Consider the following 15,772-nt stretch of genomic DNA (forward strand, 5'->3'; position numbering starts at 1 on the left):
TCTTTCAACTCCTGCCAGGCTTCGATGAACTGAAGCAACCTGCTGCCGAAAACTGCGTAACTCTTTGTTTTCCAAGGAGTTTTCCGTTTCGACTGCGCCGGAAGTGGGGCGAATTATAGACACTCAGAATTTGCCGTCAACACCTAATTTCACAATTCTGTCATATAGGGCAAAAAAGCCCCGAAAACGCGAAGGCCGGCCCCAAGGGGCCGGCCTTCTTCCCTTCTACTTACAAGCTAGGGAATGCGAATTGCGAAGCTTCGTGGCTCGCACGCTGCGGCCAGCGCTGGGTGATGGCCTTGCGCCGGGTGTAGAAACGCACGCCATCCGGACCATACGCATGCAGATCGCCGAACAGCGAACGCTTCCAGCCACCAAAGCTGTGATAAGCCACTGGCACTGGCAGCGGTACGTTAACGCCGACCATGCCGACTTCGATCTCGTCGCAGAACAACCGCGCCGCTTCCCCATCGCGGGTAAAGATGCAGGTGCCGTTGCCATATTCGTGATCGTTGATCAGCTTCATGGCTTCTTCCAGGCTGTTGACCCGAACGACGCACAGCACTGGCCCGAAGATCTCTTCTTTATAGATGCGCATCTCTGGTGTGACGTTATCGAACAGGCAGCCACCCAGGAAGAAACCTTCCTCATGACCCGCCACGCTCAGACCACGACCATCGACCACCAACGATGCACCAGCCGAAACGCCGTCTTCTATATAGCCACTGACCTTGTCACGCGCCTGACCGGAAACCAGTGGCCCCATGTCCAGACCGCAGGTCGTACCGGCACCGATTTTCAACGCCTTGATCTGCGGCGTCAGTTTGGCCACCAACGCATCCGCCACCTGGTCACCGACGCACACCGCCACCGAGATCGCCATGCAACGCTCGCCGCAGGAACCATAGGCCGCGCCCATCAGTGCGCTGACTGCGTTATCCAGATCCGCATCCGGCATCAACACCGCATGGTTCTTCGCCCCGCCCAGCGCCTGGACGCGTTTGCCGCGCTTGGTGCCTTCGGCGTAGATGTATTCGGCAATCGGCGTCGAGCCGACAAAGCTCAGTGCCTTGACTTCCGGCGCTTCAATCAGCGCATCCACCGCAGCCTTGTCGCCGTGCACCACGCTCAACACGCCTTTAGGCAGCCCGGCCTCGATCAACAGCTGAGCGATCAACAGCGTGGAACTTGGATCACGTTCCGACGGTTTGAGGATGAAGCAGTTGCCGCAGACGATCGCCAGTGGATACATCCACAGCGGCACCATGGCCGGGAAGTTGAACGGAGTAATGCCAGCGACCACGCCCAGCGGCTGGAAGTCCGACCAGGCATCAATGTTCGGGCCGACGTTACGGCTGTACTCGCCTTTGAGAATTTCCGGCGCCGCACAGGCGAACTCGACGTTCTCGATACCGCGTTTCAGTTCACCGGCAGCATCTTCCAACGTCTTGCCGTGTTCTTCGCTGATCAGTTGCGCGATGCGCGCTTCGTTCTGCTCCAGCAGTTGCTTGAAGCGGAACATCACCTGCGCACGTTTGGCCGGCGGCGTGTTGCGCCAGGCCGGGAATGCAGTCTTGGCCGAGTCGATGGCTTTCTGGATGGTTTCGCGGCTGGCCAATGGCAGCTTGTGGATGACCTGGCCGGTAGACGGGTTGAACACGTCAGCGGTACGACCTTCTTCGGTCACCAGCTCGCCATTGATCAAATGCGGGATAACGCTCATGCGCAGCTCCTGAAAAATTGTTCACAGGCGCCCGTCAAAGGGCGCCTGTTTTTTATAGAGGGATATAGAAGAAGAAATCAGTCAATCTTGTTCAGCACTTCGCCGACCGCGTCGAACAGGCGATCAAGGTCTTGCGGCTTGCTGTTGAAGGTTGGGCCGAACTGCAGGGTGTCGCCGCCGAAGCGCACGTAGAACCCGGCTTTCCACAGCGCCATGCCCGCCTCGAACGGACGCACGATGGCATCGCCGTCACGCGGTGCGATCTGGATCGCACCGGCCAGGCCGTAGTTACGGATGTCGATGATGTTCTTCGAGCCTTTCAAGCCATGCAGCGCATTTTCGAAATGCGGCGCGACTTCGGCCACGCTCTGCACCAGGTTTTCCTTTTGCAGCAGATCGAGTGCGGCCAGGCCAGCGGCGCAAGCCACCGGGTGCGCGGAATAGGTGTAGCCGTGCGGGAATTCCACCGCGTACTCAGGCGTCGCCTGGTTCATGAAGGTCTGGTAGATCTCGGAGCTGGCAATCACCGCGCCCATCGGGATCGCGCCGTTGGTGACTTGCTTGGCGATGCACATCAGGTCCGGGGTCACGCCGAAGGTATCGGCACCGAACATTTTGCCGGTACGACCGAAACCGGTGATCACTTCGTCGAACACCAGCAGGATGTTGTGCTGATCGCAGATCTCGCGCAGACGCTTGAGGTAACCCTGTGGCGGAACCAGCACGCCAGCGGAACCGGCCAAGGGCTCGACGAACACGGCGGCGATGTTGGACGCGTCATGCAGTTCGATCAACTTCAGCAGTTCATCGGCCAGGGCGATACCACCCAGCTCCGGCATGCCACGCGAATATGCATTGCTCGCCAGCAAGGTGTGCGGCAGGTGATCGACGTCCATCATCGCCTGACCGAAGATTTTGCGGTTGCCGTTCACACCGCCAAGGCTGGTGCCGGCGATGTTCACGCCGTGGTAACCACGGGCGCGGCCGATCATTTTGGTCTTGGTGGCCTGGCCTTTCAGGCGCCAGTAAGCGCGGACCATCTTCACGGCGGTGTCCGCGCACTCGGAACCCGAGTCGGTGAAGAACACGTGATTCAGATTGCCCGGAGTCAGGTCGGTGATTTTCTCGGCCAGCTGGAACGACAGCGGGTGGCCGTACTGGAAGCCCGGCGAGTAATCCAGGGTGCCCAATTGTTTGGCGACCGCTTCCTGGATTTCCTTACGAGTGTGCCCGGCGCCGCAGGTCCACAGACCGGACAGCGAGTCATAGACCTTGCGGCCCTTGTCGTCGATCAGCCAGCTGCCTTCCGCCGCCACAATCAGTCGCGGGTCGCGCTGAAAATTACGGTTGGCGGTGTAAGGCATCCAGTGAGCATCGAGCTTGAGCTGGCTGGCCAGGGAAGACGGGGCGTTTTCGGGCAAGTTCATGGGGCAAAACCTCGCAGGGCAATGAGCGACATGGAGATGAAAAGCGTTCTTGCAGCTAAATTGCCACGGGGATAAAGTCGGTGAAATCCAACTCTTCTAACGTTCAGTCAGGCATTCACTAAACTATGAGCAGCCGTCGACCCGATCCACTGGCGCAAGTCAGCGACTTTGATATCCGCCTGTTGCGGATTTTTCGCAGCGTGGTGGAATGCGGCGGTTTCTCCGCGGCGGAATCGGTGCTGGGGATCGGTCGTTCGGCCATCAGCCAGCAGATGAGCGACCTTGAGCAGCGCCTCGGTTTGCGCCTGTGCCAACGCGGTCGCGCCGGGTTTTCCCTGACTGAAGAAGGTCGCGAGGTCTATCAATCGGCGTTGCAGCTATTGAGTGCGCTGGAAAGTTTTCGCACTGAGGTCAACGGCCTGCACCAGCATTTGCGCGGCGAATTGACCATCGGCCTGACCGACAACCTGGTCACCCTCCCCCACATGCGCATCACCCACGCCTTGGCGCAATTGAAGGAGCGTGGCCCGGACGTGCAAATTCAGATCCGCATGATCGCGCCCAATGAAGTCGAGCAAGGCGTGCTCGATGGTCGCCTGCATGTCGGCGTCGTGCCGCAAGCCAGTGCACTGTCGGGGCTGGAATATCAGCCGCTCTACAGCGAACGCTCGCTGCTGTATTGCGCGGTCGGCCATCCGCTGTTTTATGTCGACGACAAACAACTGGACGACGAGCGCCTCAACAGCCAGGACGCCATCGCCCCGACCTTCCGATTGCCCGCCGAGATTCAAGCGCATTACCAGGCGCTCAATTGCACCGCCAGTGCTTCCGACCGGGAAGGTATGGCGTTCCTGATCCTGACCGGGCGCTACATCGGTTACCTACCGGATCACTACGCCGCCCTTTGGGTGCAGCAGGGCCGACTGCGCGCGCTGAAACCCAAAGCGCGGTTTTATGACCTGAGCCTCGCGTCGGTCACCCGCAAGGGTCGTCGCCCGCATTTGGTGCTGGAAAGTTTCCTCGAGAGCCTGGCCGCTACACGCTGAAAAACTGTAGGAGCCGAGCTTGCTCGCGAAGGCGGCTTAACATTCAACATTAATGGTGACTGACACGCCGCCTTCGCGAGCAAGCTCGGCTCCTACAGGGATTGTGGGAGGCAGGTTTTATTGCGTCAGGACTTGTCTGGAGCCTGTGGGTGCGCTATCAACGCACTGGTTGCACCCACCTACCTGTTCGGAAGTGCCTATGACCTTTGAAGTCCCAGCTCACGGCGGCAAACCTGCCAGTCGCATTCGTCAGAAGAACGAAGAGACCATCATCAAAGCCGCCGAAGACGAGTTCGCCCGTCACGGGTTCAAAGGCACCAGCATGAACACCATCGCCCTGAATGCCGGGTTGCCCAAGGCAAACCTGCATTACTACTTCACCAACAAACTCGGTTTGTACGTGGCGGTGTTGAGCAACATCCTCCAGTTGTGGGACAGCACCTTCAACCCCCTGACCGCCGACGACGATCCGGCCGAAGCATTGACGCGATACATCCGCGCCAAGATGGAATTCTCCCGTCGCCAGCCGCAAGCCTCGCGGGTTTTTGCCATGGAAGTCATCAGCGGTGGCGAATGCCTGACCGAATATTTCAACCAGGACTATCGCGCCTGGTTCCAGGGCCGCGCGGCGGTGTTCCAGGCGTGGATTGATGCCGGCAAAATGGACCCGGTCGACCCGGTCAACCTGATCTTCCTGCTGTGGGGCAGCACCCAGCATTACGCCGATTTCGCCACCCAGATTTGCCGTGTCACCGGGCGCACCAAGTTGACCAAGCAAGACATGGAAGACGCCGGCGACAACCTGATCCGCATCATTCTCAAGGGCTGCGGCCTGACGCCTGCTATCTAAGACTCTTATGCCTTTTACCCTCAGCGGCTTTTGTGAATACCGCGAAGAAATTCGCAAAAGCCGCTTCATCACCTTCGCCGCGCCGATCAGCACACCCGCTGAAGCCCAGGCATTTCTCGAACAGCACAGCGACCTGAATGCCTCGCACAATTGTTGGGCGTGGAAGTTCGGCGATCAATACCGCAGCAACGATGACGGCGAGCCTGGCGGCACGGCGGGCCGGCCTATCCTGGCAGCAATCGAAGCGCAGGACTGCGACCAGGTCGCGGTACTGGTGATTCGTTGGTATGGCGGCATTCAACTGGGCACCGGCGGGCTCGCCCGGGCGTACGGCGGCGGTGCCAATAAATGCCTGCAAGGGGCGCCGAAGGTTGAGTTGATCAGTCGGGTGCCGGTGAGCTGCGCCTGTGCGTTTGGCGAGTTGGCGTTGGTGAAGCTTCGGGTGGCGGAACTGGGTGGGCTGGTTGTGCGAGAGGATTTCACCGCCAACGGGGTTGAACTGCAATTGGCTGTTGGCGAAGGGCTGATTGAAACATTGCAATTGCAGCTGGCGGATTTGAGTCGTGGGCGCATTCTCTTGGAGCGGTAAAAACTAGATCAAAAGATCGCAGCCTCGTTTTACTCGACAGCTCCTACAGGGATTGCAGTTGCCGGAAGCTGCGATCTTTTGGGGCATTAGTGATTTTCTGTGCGCTCCACACTTGCCCACATCTGCTGTGCACCCGGCTGTGGATAACCTGAGCACATACGGCTGTAACCCTTCTGTCATGCGGCTTTGCGGGCTTTGTTCATTTTTCGTCCAATCCACTATCGAAATTGCTAAATCCACGTAAAAACATAGAGTTAGAGCGGTTTATCACCTTTAGAAGATAGCCGCCCAGTGCTTATGCCCGACCTTTGAGCTTGCGCACAAATACTGTGGAGCAATCTGTGGATAACCCGTTCATGGCTGTCGCCGCACCATGTCCGGCATGGCTTTCGAGCGGTTGCTCGTTTTTTGATCAAATCATCACGGGCAAAAACCGAGCCTGATCAACGGCTTTGCTCTCTATTGGTGCCTGACTCCGAATCGACGAGGCGCCAAGCCGCTTGCTCAACGCCTCGGCTGATAAGTCTTTGCAGCTTTCCTGACTCAATGGCCAGGAAATTGCTTTATCCACAGGCATCAACTCAGTCGACTCGAGCCTGTCATGCCCATCTCCGTGCCGATCCCCGATCAAACACCTCGTCTGCAACTGCGCAACATCAGCAAACGCTACCCCGGTTGCCTGGCCAACGACGCCATCGACCTGAGCATTGCCCCCGGTGAAATCCACGCGCTGCTGGGTGAAAACGGCGCGGGCAAAAGCACGCTGATGAAGATTATCTACGGCGTCACCCACGCCGATTCGGGGGAAGTGCTTTGGCAAGGGCAACGCGTGTCCCTGCGCAACCCGGCCCAGGCTCGAAGCCTGGGGATCGGCATGGTGTTCCAGCATTTCTCGCTGTTCGAAACCCTCAGCGTGGCGCAGAACATTGCGCTGGCAATGGGCGCGGCGGCCGGTACGCCGAAACAGCTGGGGCCGAAAATCCGTGAGGTATCCCGGCGCTACGGCATGGCGCTGGAGCCGGAGCGACTTGTCCACAGCCTGTCCATCGGTGAACGCCAGCGGGTAGAAATCATTCGTTGCCTGATGCAAGACATCCGCCTGCTGATTCTCGACGAACCGACCTCGGTGCTGACGCCGCAGGAGGCCGACGAATTGTTCGTCACCCTGCGTCGGCTGGCGGCCGAGGGCTGCAGCATTCTGTTTATCAGCCACAAGCTCGCTGAAGTCCGCGCGCTGTGCCACAGCGCAACGGTATTGCGCGGCGGGCGAGTGGCCGGGCATTGCGTGCCGGCCGAGTGCACGGATCAGCAACTGGCGCGGTTGATGGTCGGTGAAGCGGCCGAGCTGATAGCGGACTATCCGAAGGTCATGGGCGGCGATGCTTTTTTGAACGTGATCGGCTTGTCCTGGCACAACCCGGACCCGTTCGGCTGCTCGCTGAAAGACATCGACCTGGAAGTACGCAGCGGCGAAATCGTCGGCATCGCTGGCGTGGCCGGCAATGGCCAGGATGAATTGCTCGCCTTGCTCAGCGGCGAAGAACGCCTGCACCGCAACGAGGGCAGGACGATCAGTTTCGGCGGCCAACCTGTGGCGCACTTGCGCCCGGATGCTCGACGCAAACTCGGCCTGGCGTTCGTCCCCGCCGAACGTCTGGGGCATGGCGCGGTGCCGGAATTGAGCCTCGCGGACAATGCCTTGCTCACGGCATTTCAACAGGGATTGGTGAGCAAAGGCCTGATCCAGCGAGGCAAGGTTGAAGCCCTGGCCGAACACATCATCCACCGCTTCGGGGTCAAGACACCCGATGCGCAAACACCCGCCCGCAGCTTGTCCGGCGGTAACTTGCAGAAATTCATCCTCGGCCGGGAATTCCTCCAGCAGCCGAAACTGTTGGTAGCCGCGCACCCGACCTGGGGCGTGGACGTCGGTGCCGCCGCGACCATTCACCGCGCGCTGATTGCCTTGCGCGATGCCGGCGCGGCGATCCTGGTGATCTCCGAAGACCTCGACGAACTGTTCCAGATTTGCGATCGACTCGGTGCCTTGAGCAGCGGCCGACTGTCGCCGCTCAAGGCGACAGTCGACACGCGACTGATCGACGTCGGCGGCTGGATGGCCGGCCAGTTCGATGCCCCTCAATTACCCGCGTCCGCAACGGTTTAACGGAGTTACCCATGCTGCTTTCTCTCGAACCCCGTGGCCAGCAATCACGCCTGATGTTGTGGTGCTCGCCGTTGCTGGCGGCGGTCCTGACACTGGGCTGCGGCTCGCTGCTGTTTATCGCTTTGGGCCACGACCCGTTGCTGACCTTACACACGCTACTGATCGCGCCGATCAGCGACGTGTATGGTGTCTCTGAATTGTTGGTCAAAGCGTTGCCGATTCTGCTCTGCGCGCTGGGGCTGGCCGTGGCCTATCAAGCGCGGATCTGGAACATCGGCGCCGAAGGTCAGTTGCTGCTCGGCGCGTTGGCCGGCAGTGCGTTGGCGGTGAATATCATCGACATGCAAAGCCGCTGGGCGTTGGTGTTGATCCTGTTCACCGGCACCCTGGCCGGCGCGGCGTGGGCCGGGTTGACGGCGTGGTTGCGCACGCGCTTCAACGCCAACGAAATCCTCACCAGCATTATGCTCAATTACATCGCCCTGAACCTGCTGCTGTTCTGCGTGCATGGACCGTTGAAGGATCCCGCCGGGTTCAACTTCCCGGAGTCGGCGATGTTTGGCGATGCCAGCCGGTTGCCGTTGTTGATCGAAGATGGTCGGGTTCACGCCGGGGTGTATTTCGCCCTGCTCGCGTTGGTGGCGGTGTGGGTGCTGCTGCAGAAAAGCTTCATCGGCTTCCAGATCAAAGTGCTCGGGCTGGACAAGCGTGCGGCCGGTTTTGTCGGCTTTCGCGAGAAGCGCTTGATTTGGCTGGCGCTGTTGATCAGCGGTGGTTTGGCCGGATTGGCCGGGGTCTGCGAAGTTACCGGACCGATCGGCCAATTGGTGCCGCAGGTTTCACCGGGCTACGGCTATGCGGCGATCACCGTGGCGTTTCTCGGCCGGCTGAATCCCATCGGCATTCTGTTTTCCAGCCTGTTGATGGCGCTGCTGTACATCGGCGGCGAGAGCGCGCAGATGAGCATGAATCTGCCGCAAGCGATCACTCAATTGTTCCAGGGAATGATGCTGTTTTTCCTGCTGGCCAGTGATGTGCTGATTCTCTACCGACCGCGCTTGAACCTGCGCTGGGCGCGCCGTGCGCCAACCACCGCCGTACACGCAGGAGCCCTGTGATGGATATCGATCTGCTGAGCAATATTTTCTACGCCATGGTCCGATGCGGAACGCCGTTGCTGTTGGTCGCGCTCGGTGAATTGATCTGCGAGAAAAGTGGCGTCCTCAATCTGGGGCAGGAAGGCATGATGCTGTTTGGCGCGGTGATCGGTTTTATCGTCGCGCTGAACAGCGGCAACCTGTGGCTCGGGGTGTTGCTGGCGATGTTGGCAGGGATGCTGCTGTCATCGTTGTTTGCGTTGGGCGCGCTGGTGTTCAACGCCAATCAGGTGGCCACCGGGTTGGCGTTGACGCTCTTCGGCGTGGGCCTGTCGACGGTTGGCGGCGCGGCGTGGGTCGGTAAACCGCTGGCGGGCTTCGAGCCGGTGGCGATTCCTTATCTGAGTGAAATCCCGCTGATCGGGCGGATGCTGTTTGCCCAGGATTGGCTGGTGTATCTGTCGTTCGTGGTGTTTGCGCTGGTGGCCTGGGTGATTCTGAAAAGCCGTGTCGGGCTGATGATTCAGGCCGTCGGGGAAAACCCGGACGCGGCAAGCGCGATGGGTTTGCCGGTGTTGGCTGTGCGTACCTTGGCGGTGTTGTTTGGCGGCGCGATGGCTGGATTGGCCGGGGCTTATCTGTCGCTGGCGTACACGCCGATGTGGGCGGAGAACATGAGCGCCGGGCGCGGGTGGATTGCCTTGGCGCTGGTGGTGTTTGCCAGTTGGCGGGTGTGGCGGTTGCTGCTGGGGGCGTATCTGTTCGGGCTCGCCAGCATCCTGCATTTGGTGGCGCAGGGGTTGGGGCTGGCGATTCCGTCGAGCCTGCTGGCGATGCTGCCGTATGTGGCTACGATTGTGGTGTTGGTACTGTTGTCGCGGGATGCGCTGCGGACGCGCTTGTATGCGCCGGTGTCGTTGGGACAGCCGTGGCAGGGCGGGCATTAGGCGGTGGCCGGGCGGGCCTCTTCGCGGGCAAGCCTCGCTCCTACAGGGTTTGCGTCGCTCTTGTAGGAGCGAGGCTTGCCCGCGATGAGGCCCTGACAGGCAACACCTGAACCACGCCCCACGCCAATTCAAAGAACAGGAAAATCACCAACAACGAACTGCCACCATGAACCAAGGCATAGAGTTGCCAAGTGGCAAACAGGAACGCCCCGCCGCGTCATACCGCCCAAACACCAGCTGCGGATCACGAATCCGCAACACCGCCCACACGCACACAATCGATCCCAACAGATTCGCCATCAGCATGTGCATCGGCTCAAACACCGGCAACTCCCCCGGCAGGTTGAAAGCCTGACTCACATTCACCAACAACCCATGCAAGGCCGCAAAACTCCACGGGGTAATAAACGCTGCCGTGACGATTAGGTCATACCACGCGCTGCCGCGCACCAGTTGCCGATATTGCGCAGAAGTCCACATCGCTCTTGCTCCAGAAAATCAGGGAGCAACAAGGCTAAAGCCTGGAGTATGCTCCAGGGTCAAGCCCTCTCGAGACGTCATGATGCGCATCGGTGAATTAGCCTTGGCCAGCGCCGTCAGCCGCGACACGCTGCGCTTCTACGAGCAGCGCGGATTGATCGCGGCGCCACGCAGCGCCAACGGTTATCGCGACTATCCGCCGGACATGGTGCAACTGGTGCTGTACATCAAGACCGCTCAACGGCTGGGCTTTACCCTCGGCGAGATCGGCAACAGCGTCGCCGCGTTGTGGCAGTCGCCCGATTCGGACAGCGCCGTCACGCAATTGCTGCAAGACAAGCTCAAGCTGATTGAAACCCGCATGGACGAACTCGGCGCGCTGCGTCACGAGTTGCAGCAACGCATCGGGCAACGCTGCCCATTGAATCCGTGATCCTCATTTATCAAGGAAGCCACTCATGTCTATGGCAAAAACCGCACTCATCATCGGCGCCTCCCGGGGCTTGGGCCTTGGGCTGGTGAAAACCCTGCTGGCCGACGGCTGGCAAGTCACCGCCACCGTGCGCAACCCGCAGAACGCCGAAGCCTTGCAGGCCCTGGGCAAGGTGCGGATCGAAAAACTCGACATGGATGATCAGCAGGCGGTCATCGCCCTCAGTCAACAGCTCAAGGGTGAAATGTTTGACCTGTTGTTCGTGAATGCCGGGGTCAAGGGGCCGGAGGTTCAGACGCCGGGGGGCGCGACGCTGGCCGAAGTCGGTCAGCTGTTCTTCACCAACGCGGTGGCGCCGATCAACCTGGCCCAGCGTTTTGCCGGGCAGATTCGTCCAGACACTGGCGTGCTGGCGTTCATGAGTTCGGTGCTCGGCAGCGTGACCATGCCGGACGCGCCGGAGCTGGCGTTGTACAAGGCCAGCAAGGCTGCGCTGAACTCGATGACCAACAGTTTCGTCACGCAGTTGGGCGAGCAGAAGCTGACGGTGCTGTCGCTGCATCCAGGTTGGGTGAAGACCGACATGGGCGGTGAAGGCGCGGATATCGATGTGGAGACCAGCACGCGCGGGTTGGTTGATCAGGTGAATGCGTATACCGGCAAGGGTGGGCATCACTTCGTGAACTACCGGGGTGAAACCATTCCCTGGTAACCCCGCAATACCCTGTAGGAGCGAGGCTTGCCCGCGAAGGCGGTGTCTCATGCAACATCGATATCGACTGACACTCCGCCTTCGCGGGCAAGCCTCGCTCCTACAGGTCAGGCGTCGGGTCCGAGAGAGTCGGGCTTGCCCGCGACGCGCTTTTGTTTGAAACTTCGCACCTCGCCTCCCCGGCGACCCTGGATCAGCAGACAGGGTAATCACTGAGCTGGCAACCCTGAACCCAACTTTCAGAGGAGCCGGCCAACATGCCTGCGACCCGTACCTGGTTAAAAAATCCCCTCGCCATTTTCACGGCCAATGCGCTCGATGCCCGTGGCGGCCTGGTGCTGCAAGACGGTTTGATCGTCGAAGTGCTCGCCGCTGGCCAGCAACCTTCCGCGCCCTGTGGACAAATCTTCGATGCCCGCGAGCATGTGATCCTGCCGGGACTGATCAACACCCATCACCATTTCTACCAAACCCTGACCCGCGCCTGGGCGCCGGTGGTCAATCAGCCGTTGTTTCCGTGGCTGAAAACCCTGTACCCGGTCTGGGCACGCCTTACCCCTGAAAAACTCGCCCTCGCCAGCAAAGTCGCGTTAGCCGAATTGCTGCTGTCCGGTTGCACCACGGCGGCCGATCACCATTACCTGTTTCCCGAAGGCCTGGAAAATGCGATCGACGTACAAGTCGAGAGCGTGCGCGAACTGGGCATGCGCGCCATGCTCACGCGCGGCTCGATGAGCCTCGGCGAAAAGGACGGCGGTCTGCCACCGCAGCAGACCGTGCAGGAAGGCGAAGTGATCCTCGCCGACAGCCAACGCCTGATCGCCGAGTACCACGAACGCGGTGATGGTGCGCAAATCCAGATCGCCCTGGCGCCGTGCTCGCCGTTCTCGGTGACGCCGGAAATCATGTCGGCCAGCGCCGATCTGGCGAATAAACTCGACGTGCGCCTGCACACGCATCTGGCGGAAACCCTCGACGAAGAAGATTTCTGCCTGCAACGCTTCGGCCTGCGCACCGTGGATTATCTGGACAGTGTCGGCTGGCTCGGACCGCGCACCTGGCTGGCCCACGGCATCCATTTCAACCCGGACGAAATCGCCCGCCTCGGCGCCGCCGGCACCGGGATCTGCCATTGCCCGAGTTCGAACATGCGCCTGGCTTCCGGCATTTGCCCGACGCTGGATCTGACCGCAGCGGGCGCGTTACTGGGCTTGGGCGTGGACGGCTCGGCGTCCAACGATGCCTCGAACATGATGCTCGAAACCCGCCAGGCGCTTTACATTCAGCGGCTACGTTACGGCGCGGAGAAGATCACCCCGGAGTTGGTCTTGGGTTGGGCGACCAAGGGTTCGGCGAGTTTGTTGGGGCGTAGCGATATCGGTGAGCTGGCGGTGGGCAAGCAAGCGGACCTGGCGTTGTTCAAGCTCGATGAACTGCGTTTCTCCGGCAGTCATGATCCGGTGTCGGCGTTGCTGTTATGCGGCGCGGATCGGGCGGATCGAGTGATGGTCGGTGGCAAATGGCGGGTGATTGATGGGCAGGTCGAGGGGCTGGATCTGAAAGGGTTGATTGCCGATCACAGCCAGGCGGCTCGGCAGTTGATCAGCGGCACCTGACACAACACCAACCAAATGTGGGAGCGGGCTTGCCCGCGATAGCGGTTTGTCAGCCAACAGAGATGTTGAATGTGATGGCCTCATCGCGGGCAAGCCCGCTCCCACAGTGTTATGTGTTGGGTTCAGAGACCGAGCAGCGACAACATGATGAACGTCGCAAACAGCACAAAGTGGGTCATGCCTTCGATGGCGTTGGTTTCGCCATCGTTAAGGTTGATTGCACTAACGATCAAGGTAAGAAAAATCATCACCGTCTGCACCGGAGTCATCGCCATCTGGAACGGCTGACCGGTGTAGAGCGCCATCGCTTCCATCACCGGCACGGTCAGGATCACCGTCGACAGCGACGCGCCCATGGCGATGTTGACCACCGACTGCATGCGATTGGCCAACGCCGCCCGCAACGCGGTCAGAATCTCCGGCGCCGCGGAAATCGCCGCCACCAGGATCGCCGTGATCACCGGCGGTGCGCCCGTCCCTTCCAGCCCCAGATCAAGGGTCTTGGACATCACTTCGGCCAATGCGCCAATCACCACCACACCGAACACCAACGTGCCGATGCTCAGGGCCAGATTGATCGGCGGCGGTTCTTCGGCGGGTTCTTTTTTGCGGCGCTTTTCCGGGTAGCTGTAGCTGAAAAAGTAACTGTGCGGGCCGACTTGCATGCGCAGGAACAAGGTGTAGAGCACGACCATCGCGCCGATGGTGAACGCCGAATACATCTTCCAGTTGGCCTCGGGGATGAACTCCGGCACCACCATGGAAACGCCCATGGCGGTGAGGATCATCACGCTGTAGCTGCGCGCCGAATCATCGTTGTACGACTGTTCGCCGTGCTTGATCCCGCCCATCAACGCAGCCAGGCCGAGGATGCCGTTGATGTCGAGCATCACCGCCGAATAAATCGTGTCACGCACAAGGGTTTTTGAGGCTTCGTTGCTCATCATGATCGCCAGGATCACCACTTCCACCAGCACCGCCGCCAGGGTCAGGATCATCGTGCCGTAGGGGTCACCGACTTTTTCGGCGAGCAGTTCGGCCTGATGGGCGACGCGCATGGAGGCGGCGACGATGAAGGCGATCAGCACCAGCCCGGATACCAGCGCGATGGGCTGGCCATTGCTGAGCATCCAGTGCTCCATCGGATAGGCGACGACGGCAGCGATCAGGGCCAGCAGCAGAAAACTTTCTTGCTTGAGGAGTGTGAGCATTGCGGGCCTTTTTGCCGAGTGGGGCGAAATCAGTGTGGTGAGCTACTGACTGCGGGGCGGCGCTAACGTTTCGTTACACCTTAGCGCACCAGTGGATGGCAGCAGTGCCAGGCCGTGCACTTTTATTGGCCTTGCGGGCCTCTTCGCGGGCAAGCCTCGCTCCTACAGGTCCAGTGCCAGTCTCACGGATTACGCAAAACCTGTAGGAGCGAGGCTTGCCCGCGAAGGCCGTTACACGGTTTCAGCCATTTGTTGTCCTGTTGGTCAGTGATTTGCATTGGCCTTGCCAACCTCACAACAACATGGAGTTCGAATTCATGCACAAACGTCCGTTGAAGAAGCTGCTTGGCGCTGTTGCGGCGGCTATCGGTCTGAGCGCCAGCCTGAGCGCCAGCGCCGCCGACCCGCTGAAAGTCGGCTTCGTTTACATCGGCCCGATCGGTGATCACGGCTGGACGTATCAGCATGAACAGGGGCGCAAAGCGCTGGCGGAAAAATTCGGTTCACAGATCACCACTAATTACGTGGAGAACGTCGCCGAAGGTGCCGACGCCGAACGGGTGATCCGCAACATGGCCAAGGACAAGTACGACTTGATCTTCACCACCTCCTTCGGCTACATGAACCCGACCCTGAAAGTCGCCAAGCAATTTCCCAAGGTGACCTTCGAACACGCCACCGGCTACAAGCAGGACAAGAACCTCGGCACCTACCTGGCGCGCACCTATGAAGGTCGCTATGTCGGCGGTTTCCTCGCGGCGAAAATGACCAGGACCAAGAAGATCGGCTACGTCGCATCCTTCCCGATCCCGGAAGTGATCCGCGACATCAACGCCATTCAACTGGCCCTGAACAAGTACAACCCGGGCACCGAGATCAAGGTGGTGTGGGTCAATTCCTGGTTTGATCCGGGCAAGGAAGCCGATGCCGCCAACGCATTGATCGATCAGGGCGTGGACGTGGTCTTCCAGCACACCGACAGCCCGGCGCCGATTCAGGCGGCCGAACGTCGCGGTGTGTACGCCGTGGGCTACGCTTCCGATATGGCCCACTTCGGGCCGAAAGCGGTGCTGACGTCCATCGTCAACGACTGGGGTCCGCATTACATTCAGGCGACTCAAAGCGTGCTCGACCATGTGTGGAAGTCGCAGGATTACTGGGGTGGTCTGGAGGAGAGTACGGTTGAGCTGCCGATCAGCGACCTGGTGCCGGTTGCGGTGAAAACCGAAGCCGAGCAGATCATCGCCGATATCAAGAGTGGCGCCTTCCACCCGTTCACCGGGCCGATCAAGGATCAGGCGGGCGTCGAGAAAATCCCGGCCGGCGTAAGCGCGACCAATGCGGAACTGGCATCGATGAATTACTACGTCGAAGGCATGAAGGCTGACATTCCGAAGTAATTCCTTCCAACAAAACAATACCTGTGGGAGCGGGCTTGCCCGCGATGACGGCGGCACATCCAGCAATGATGTAA

General features: G+C 60.0%; 13 protein-coding genes and 1 pseudogene. 10 read left to right on the plus strand and 4 right to left on the minus strand.

What is annotated here, in order from left to right:
* Positions 1-229: 229 nt before the first annotated feature.
* Positions 230-1,723 carry a CoA-acylating methylmalonate-semialdehyde dehydrogenase gene (locus AEQ67_RS20665; protein ID WP_059405687.1) on the minus strand — a complete coding sequence of 498 codons (1,494 nt, stop codon included), beginning with the start codon at positions 1,721-1,723 and terminating at the stop codon, positions 230-232.
* Between the two features lie 77 nt (positions 1,724-1,800).
* Entirely contained in the window at positions 1,801-3,150 is a 1,350-nt protein-coding gene (locus AEQ67_RS20670; protein WP_059405688.1) for an aspartate aminotransferase family protein, read from the minus strand.
* 125 nt (positions 3,151-3,275) lie between these two features.
* Here AEQ67_RS20670 and AEQ67_RS20675 point away from each other — a divergent pair, with 125 nt between their 5' ends.
* From AEQ67_RS20675 to AEQ67_RS20700, 6 genes are all read left to right on the plus strand, one after another.
* Entirely contained in the window at positions 3,276-4,196 is a 921-nt protein-coding gene (locus AEQ67_RS20675) for a LysR family transcriptional regulator (protein ID WP_059405689.1), read from the plus strand.
* Between the two features lie 199 nt (positions 4,197-4,395).
* A complete protein-coding gene (locus tag AEQ67_RS20680) occupies positions 4,396-5,046 on the plus strand; it encodes a TetR/AcrR family transcriptional regulator (protein ID WP_059405690.1) in 651 nt (216 codons plus the stop codon).
* 7 nt (positions 5,047-5,053) lie between these two features.
* Entirely contained in the window at positions 5,054-5,635 is a 582-nt protein-coding gene (locus AEQ67_RS20685) for an IMPACT family protein (protein ID WP_059405691.1), read from the plus strand.
* Between the two features lie 601 nt (positions 5,636-6,236).
* Positions 6,237-7,802, plus strand: a complete 1,566-nt coding sequence (locus AEQ67_RS20690) for an ABC transporter ATP-binding protein (protein WP_059405692.1) — start codon at positions 6,237-6,239, stop codon at positions 7,800-7,802.
* Between the two features lie 11 nt (positions 7,803-7,813).
* The gene (locus tag AEQ67_RS20695) at positions 7,814-8,920 is read left to right on the plus strand and encodes an ABC transporter permease (RefSeq protein WP_059405693.1); all 1,107 of its coding nucleotides are present in this window, start codon (positions 7,814-7,816) and stop codon (positions 8,918-8,920) included.
* Positions 8,920-9,846 carry an ABC transporter permease gene (locus AEQ67_RS20700; protein WP_059405694.1) on the plus strand — a complete coding sequence of 309 codons (927 nt, stop codon included), beginning with the start codon at positions 8,920-8,922 and terminating at the stop codon, positions 9,844-9,846. The genes AEQ67_RS20695 and AEQ67_RS20700 overlap by 1 nt, the downstream gene beginning before the upstream one ends.
* Positions 9,847-9,886: 40 nt before the next feature.
* Here AEQ67_RS20700 and AEQ67_RS20705 read toward each other — a convergent pair.
* Positions 9,887-10,326, minus strand: a pseudogene (locus AEQ67_RS20705) (hypothetical protein).
* Between the two features lie 82 nt (positions 10,327-10,408).
* Between AEQ67_RS20705 and AEQ67_RS20710 the strand changes: the two are divergent.
* From AEQ67_RS20710 to AEQ67_RS20720, 3 genes are all read left to right on the plus strand, one after another.
* On the plus strand, positions 10,409-10,759 hold the full coding sequence (locus AEQ67_RS20710) for a MerR family transcriptional regulator (protein ID WP_059405883.1): 351 nt from the start codon (positions 10,409-10,411) through the stop codon (positions 10,757-10,759).
* 25 nt (positions 10,760-10,784) lie between these two features.
* Entirely contained in the window at positions 10,785-11,471 is a 687-nt protein-coding gene (locus tag AEQ67_RS20715) for an SDR family oxidoreductase (RefSeq protein WP_059405695.1), read from the plus strand.
* 257 nt (positions 11,472-11,728) lie between these two features.
* The gene (locus AEQ67_RS20720) at positions 11,729-13,087 is read left to right on the plus strand and encodes an 8-oxoguanine deaminase (RefSeq protein ID WP_059405696.1); all 1,359 of its coding nucleotides are present in this window, start codon (positions 11,729-11,731) and stop codon (positions 13,085-13,087) included.
* A 122-nt stretch (positions 13,088-13,209) separates the two neighbouring features.
* On the opposite strand, the gene AEQ67_RS20725 is transcribed toward AEQ67_RS20720, so the two are convergent.
* Complete coding sequence (locus AEQ67_RS20725; RefSeq protein WP_059405697.1) at positions 13,210-14,298, minus strand: calcium:proton antiporter; 1,089 nt, start codon at positions 14,296-14,298, stop codon at positions 13,210-13,212.
* 317 nt (positions 14,299-14,615) lie between these two features.
* Between AEQ67_RS20725 and AEQ67_RS20730 the strand changes: the two genes are divergently transcribed.
* Positions 14,616-15,698 (plus strand): BMP family ABC transporter substrate-binding protein, encoded by a 1,083-nt coding sequence (locus tag AEQ67_RS20730; protein WP_059405698.1) that lies wholly within the window; start codon positions 14,616-14,618, stop codon positions 15,696-15,698.
* Positions 15,699-15,772 lie beyond the last annotated feature (74 nt).

The sequence above is a fragment of the Pseudomonas sp. RIT-PI-q genome, assembly GCF_001297125.1.
In the GTDB taxonomy this organism is placed as follows: Bacteria; Pseudomonadota; Gammaproteobacteria; order Pseudomonadales; family Pseudomonadaceae; genus Aquipseudomonas.

What these genes read in the sequence shown, in the direction of transcription:
- AEQ67_RS20665 (WP_059405687.1), bottom strand. Translation starts at nt 1,723, where the DNA reads ATGAGCGTTATCCCGCATTTGATCAATGGCGAGCTGGTGACCGAAGAA.
- AEQ67_RS20670 (WP_059405688.1), bottom strand. Translation starts at nt 3,150, where the DNA reads ATGAACTTGCCCGAAAACGCCCCGTCTTCCCTGGCCAGCCAGCTCAAG.
- AEQ67_RS20675 (WP_059405689.1), top strand. Translation starts at nt 3,276, where the DNA reads ATGAGCAGCCGTCGACCCGATCCACTGGCGCAAGTCAGCGACTTTGAT.
- AEQ67_RS20680 (WP_059405690.1), top strand. Translation starts at nt 4,396, where the DNA reads ATGACCTTTGAAGTCCCAGCTCACGGCGGCAAACCTGCCAGTCGCATT.
- AEQ67_RS20685 (WP_059405691.1), top strand. Translation starts at nt 5,054, where the DNA reads ATGCCTTTTACCCTCAGCGGCTTTTGTGAATACCGCGAAGAAATTCGC.
- AEQ67_RS20690 (WP_059405692.1), top strand. Translation starts at nt 6,237, where the DNA reads ATGCCCATCTCCGTGCCGATCCCCGATCAAACACCTCGTCTGCAACTG.
- AEQ67_RS20695 (WP_059405693.1), top strand. Translation starts at nt 7,814, where the DNA reads ATGCTGCTTTCTCTCGAACCCCGTGGCCAGCAATCACGCCTGATGTTG.
- AEQ67_RS20700 (WP_059405694.1), top strand. Translation starts at nt 8,920, where the DNA reads ATGGATATCGATCTGCTGAGCAATATTTTCTACGCCATGGTCCGATGC.
- AEQ67_RS20710 (WP_059405883.1), top strand. Translation starts at nt 10,409, where the DNA reads ATGCGCATCGGTGAATTAGCCTTGGCCAGCGCCGTCAGCCGCGACACG.
- AEQ67_RS20715 (WP_059405695.1), top strand. Translation starts at nt 10,785, where the DNA reads ATGTCTATGGCAAAAACCGCACTCATCATCGGCGCCTCCCGGGGCTTG.
- AEQ67_RS20720 (WP_059405696.1), top strand. Translation starts at nt 11,729, where the DNA reads ATGCCTGCGACCCGTACCTGGTTAAAAAATCCCCTCGCCATTTTCACG.
- AEQ67_RS20725 (WP_059405697.1), bottom strand. Translation starts at nt 14,298, where the DNA reads ATGCTCACACTCCTCAAGCAAGAAAGTTTTCTGCTGCTGGCCCTGATC.
- AEQ67_RS20730 (WP_059405698.1), top strand. Translation starts at nt 14,616, where the DNA reads ATGCACAAACGTCCGTTGAAGAAGCTGCTTGGCGCTGTTGCGGCGGCT.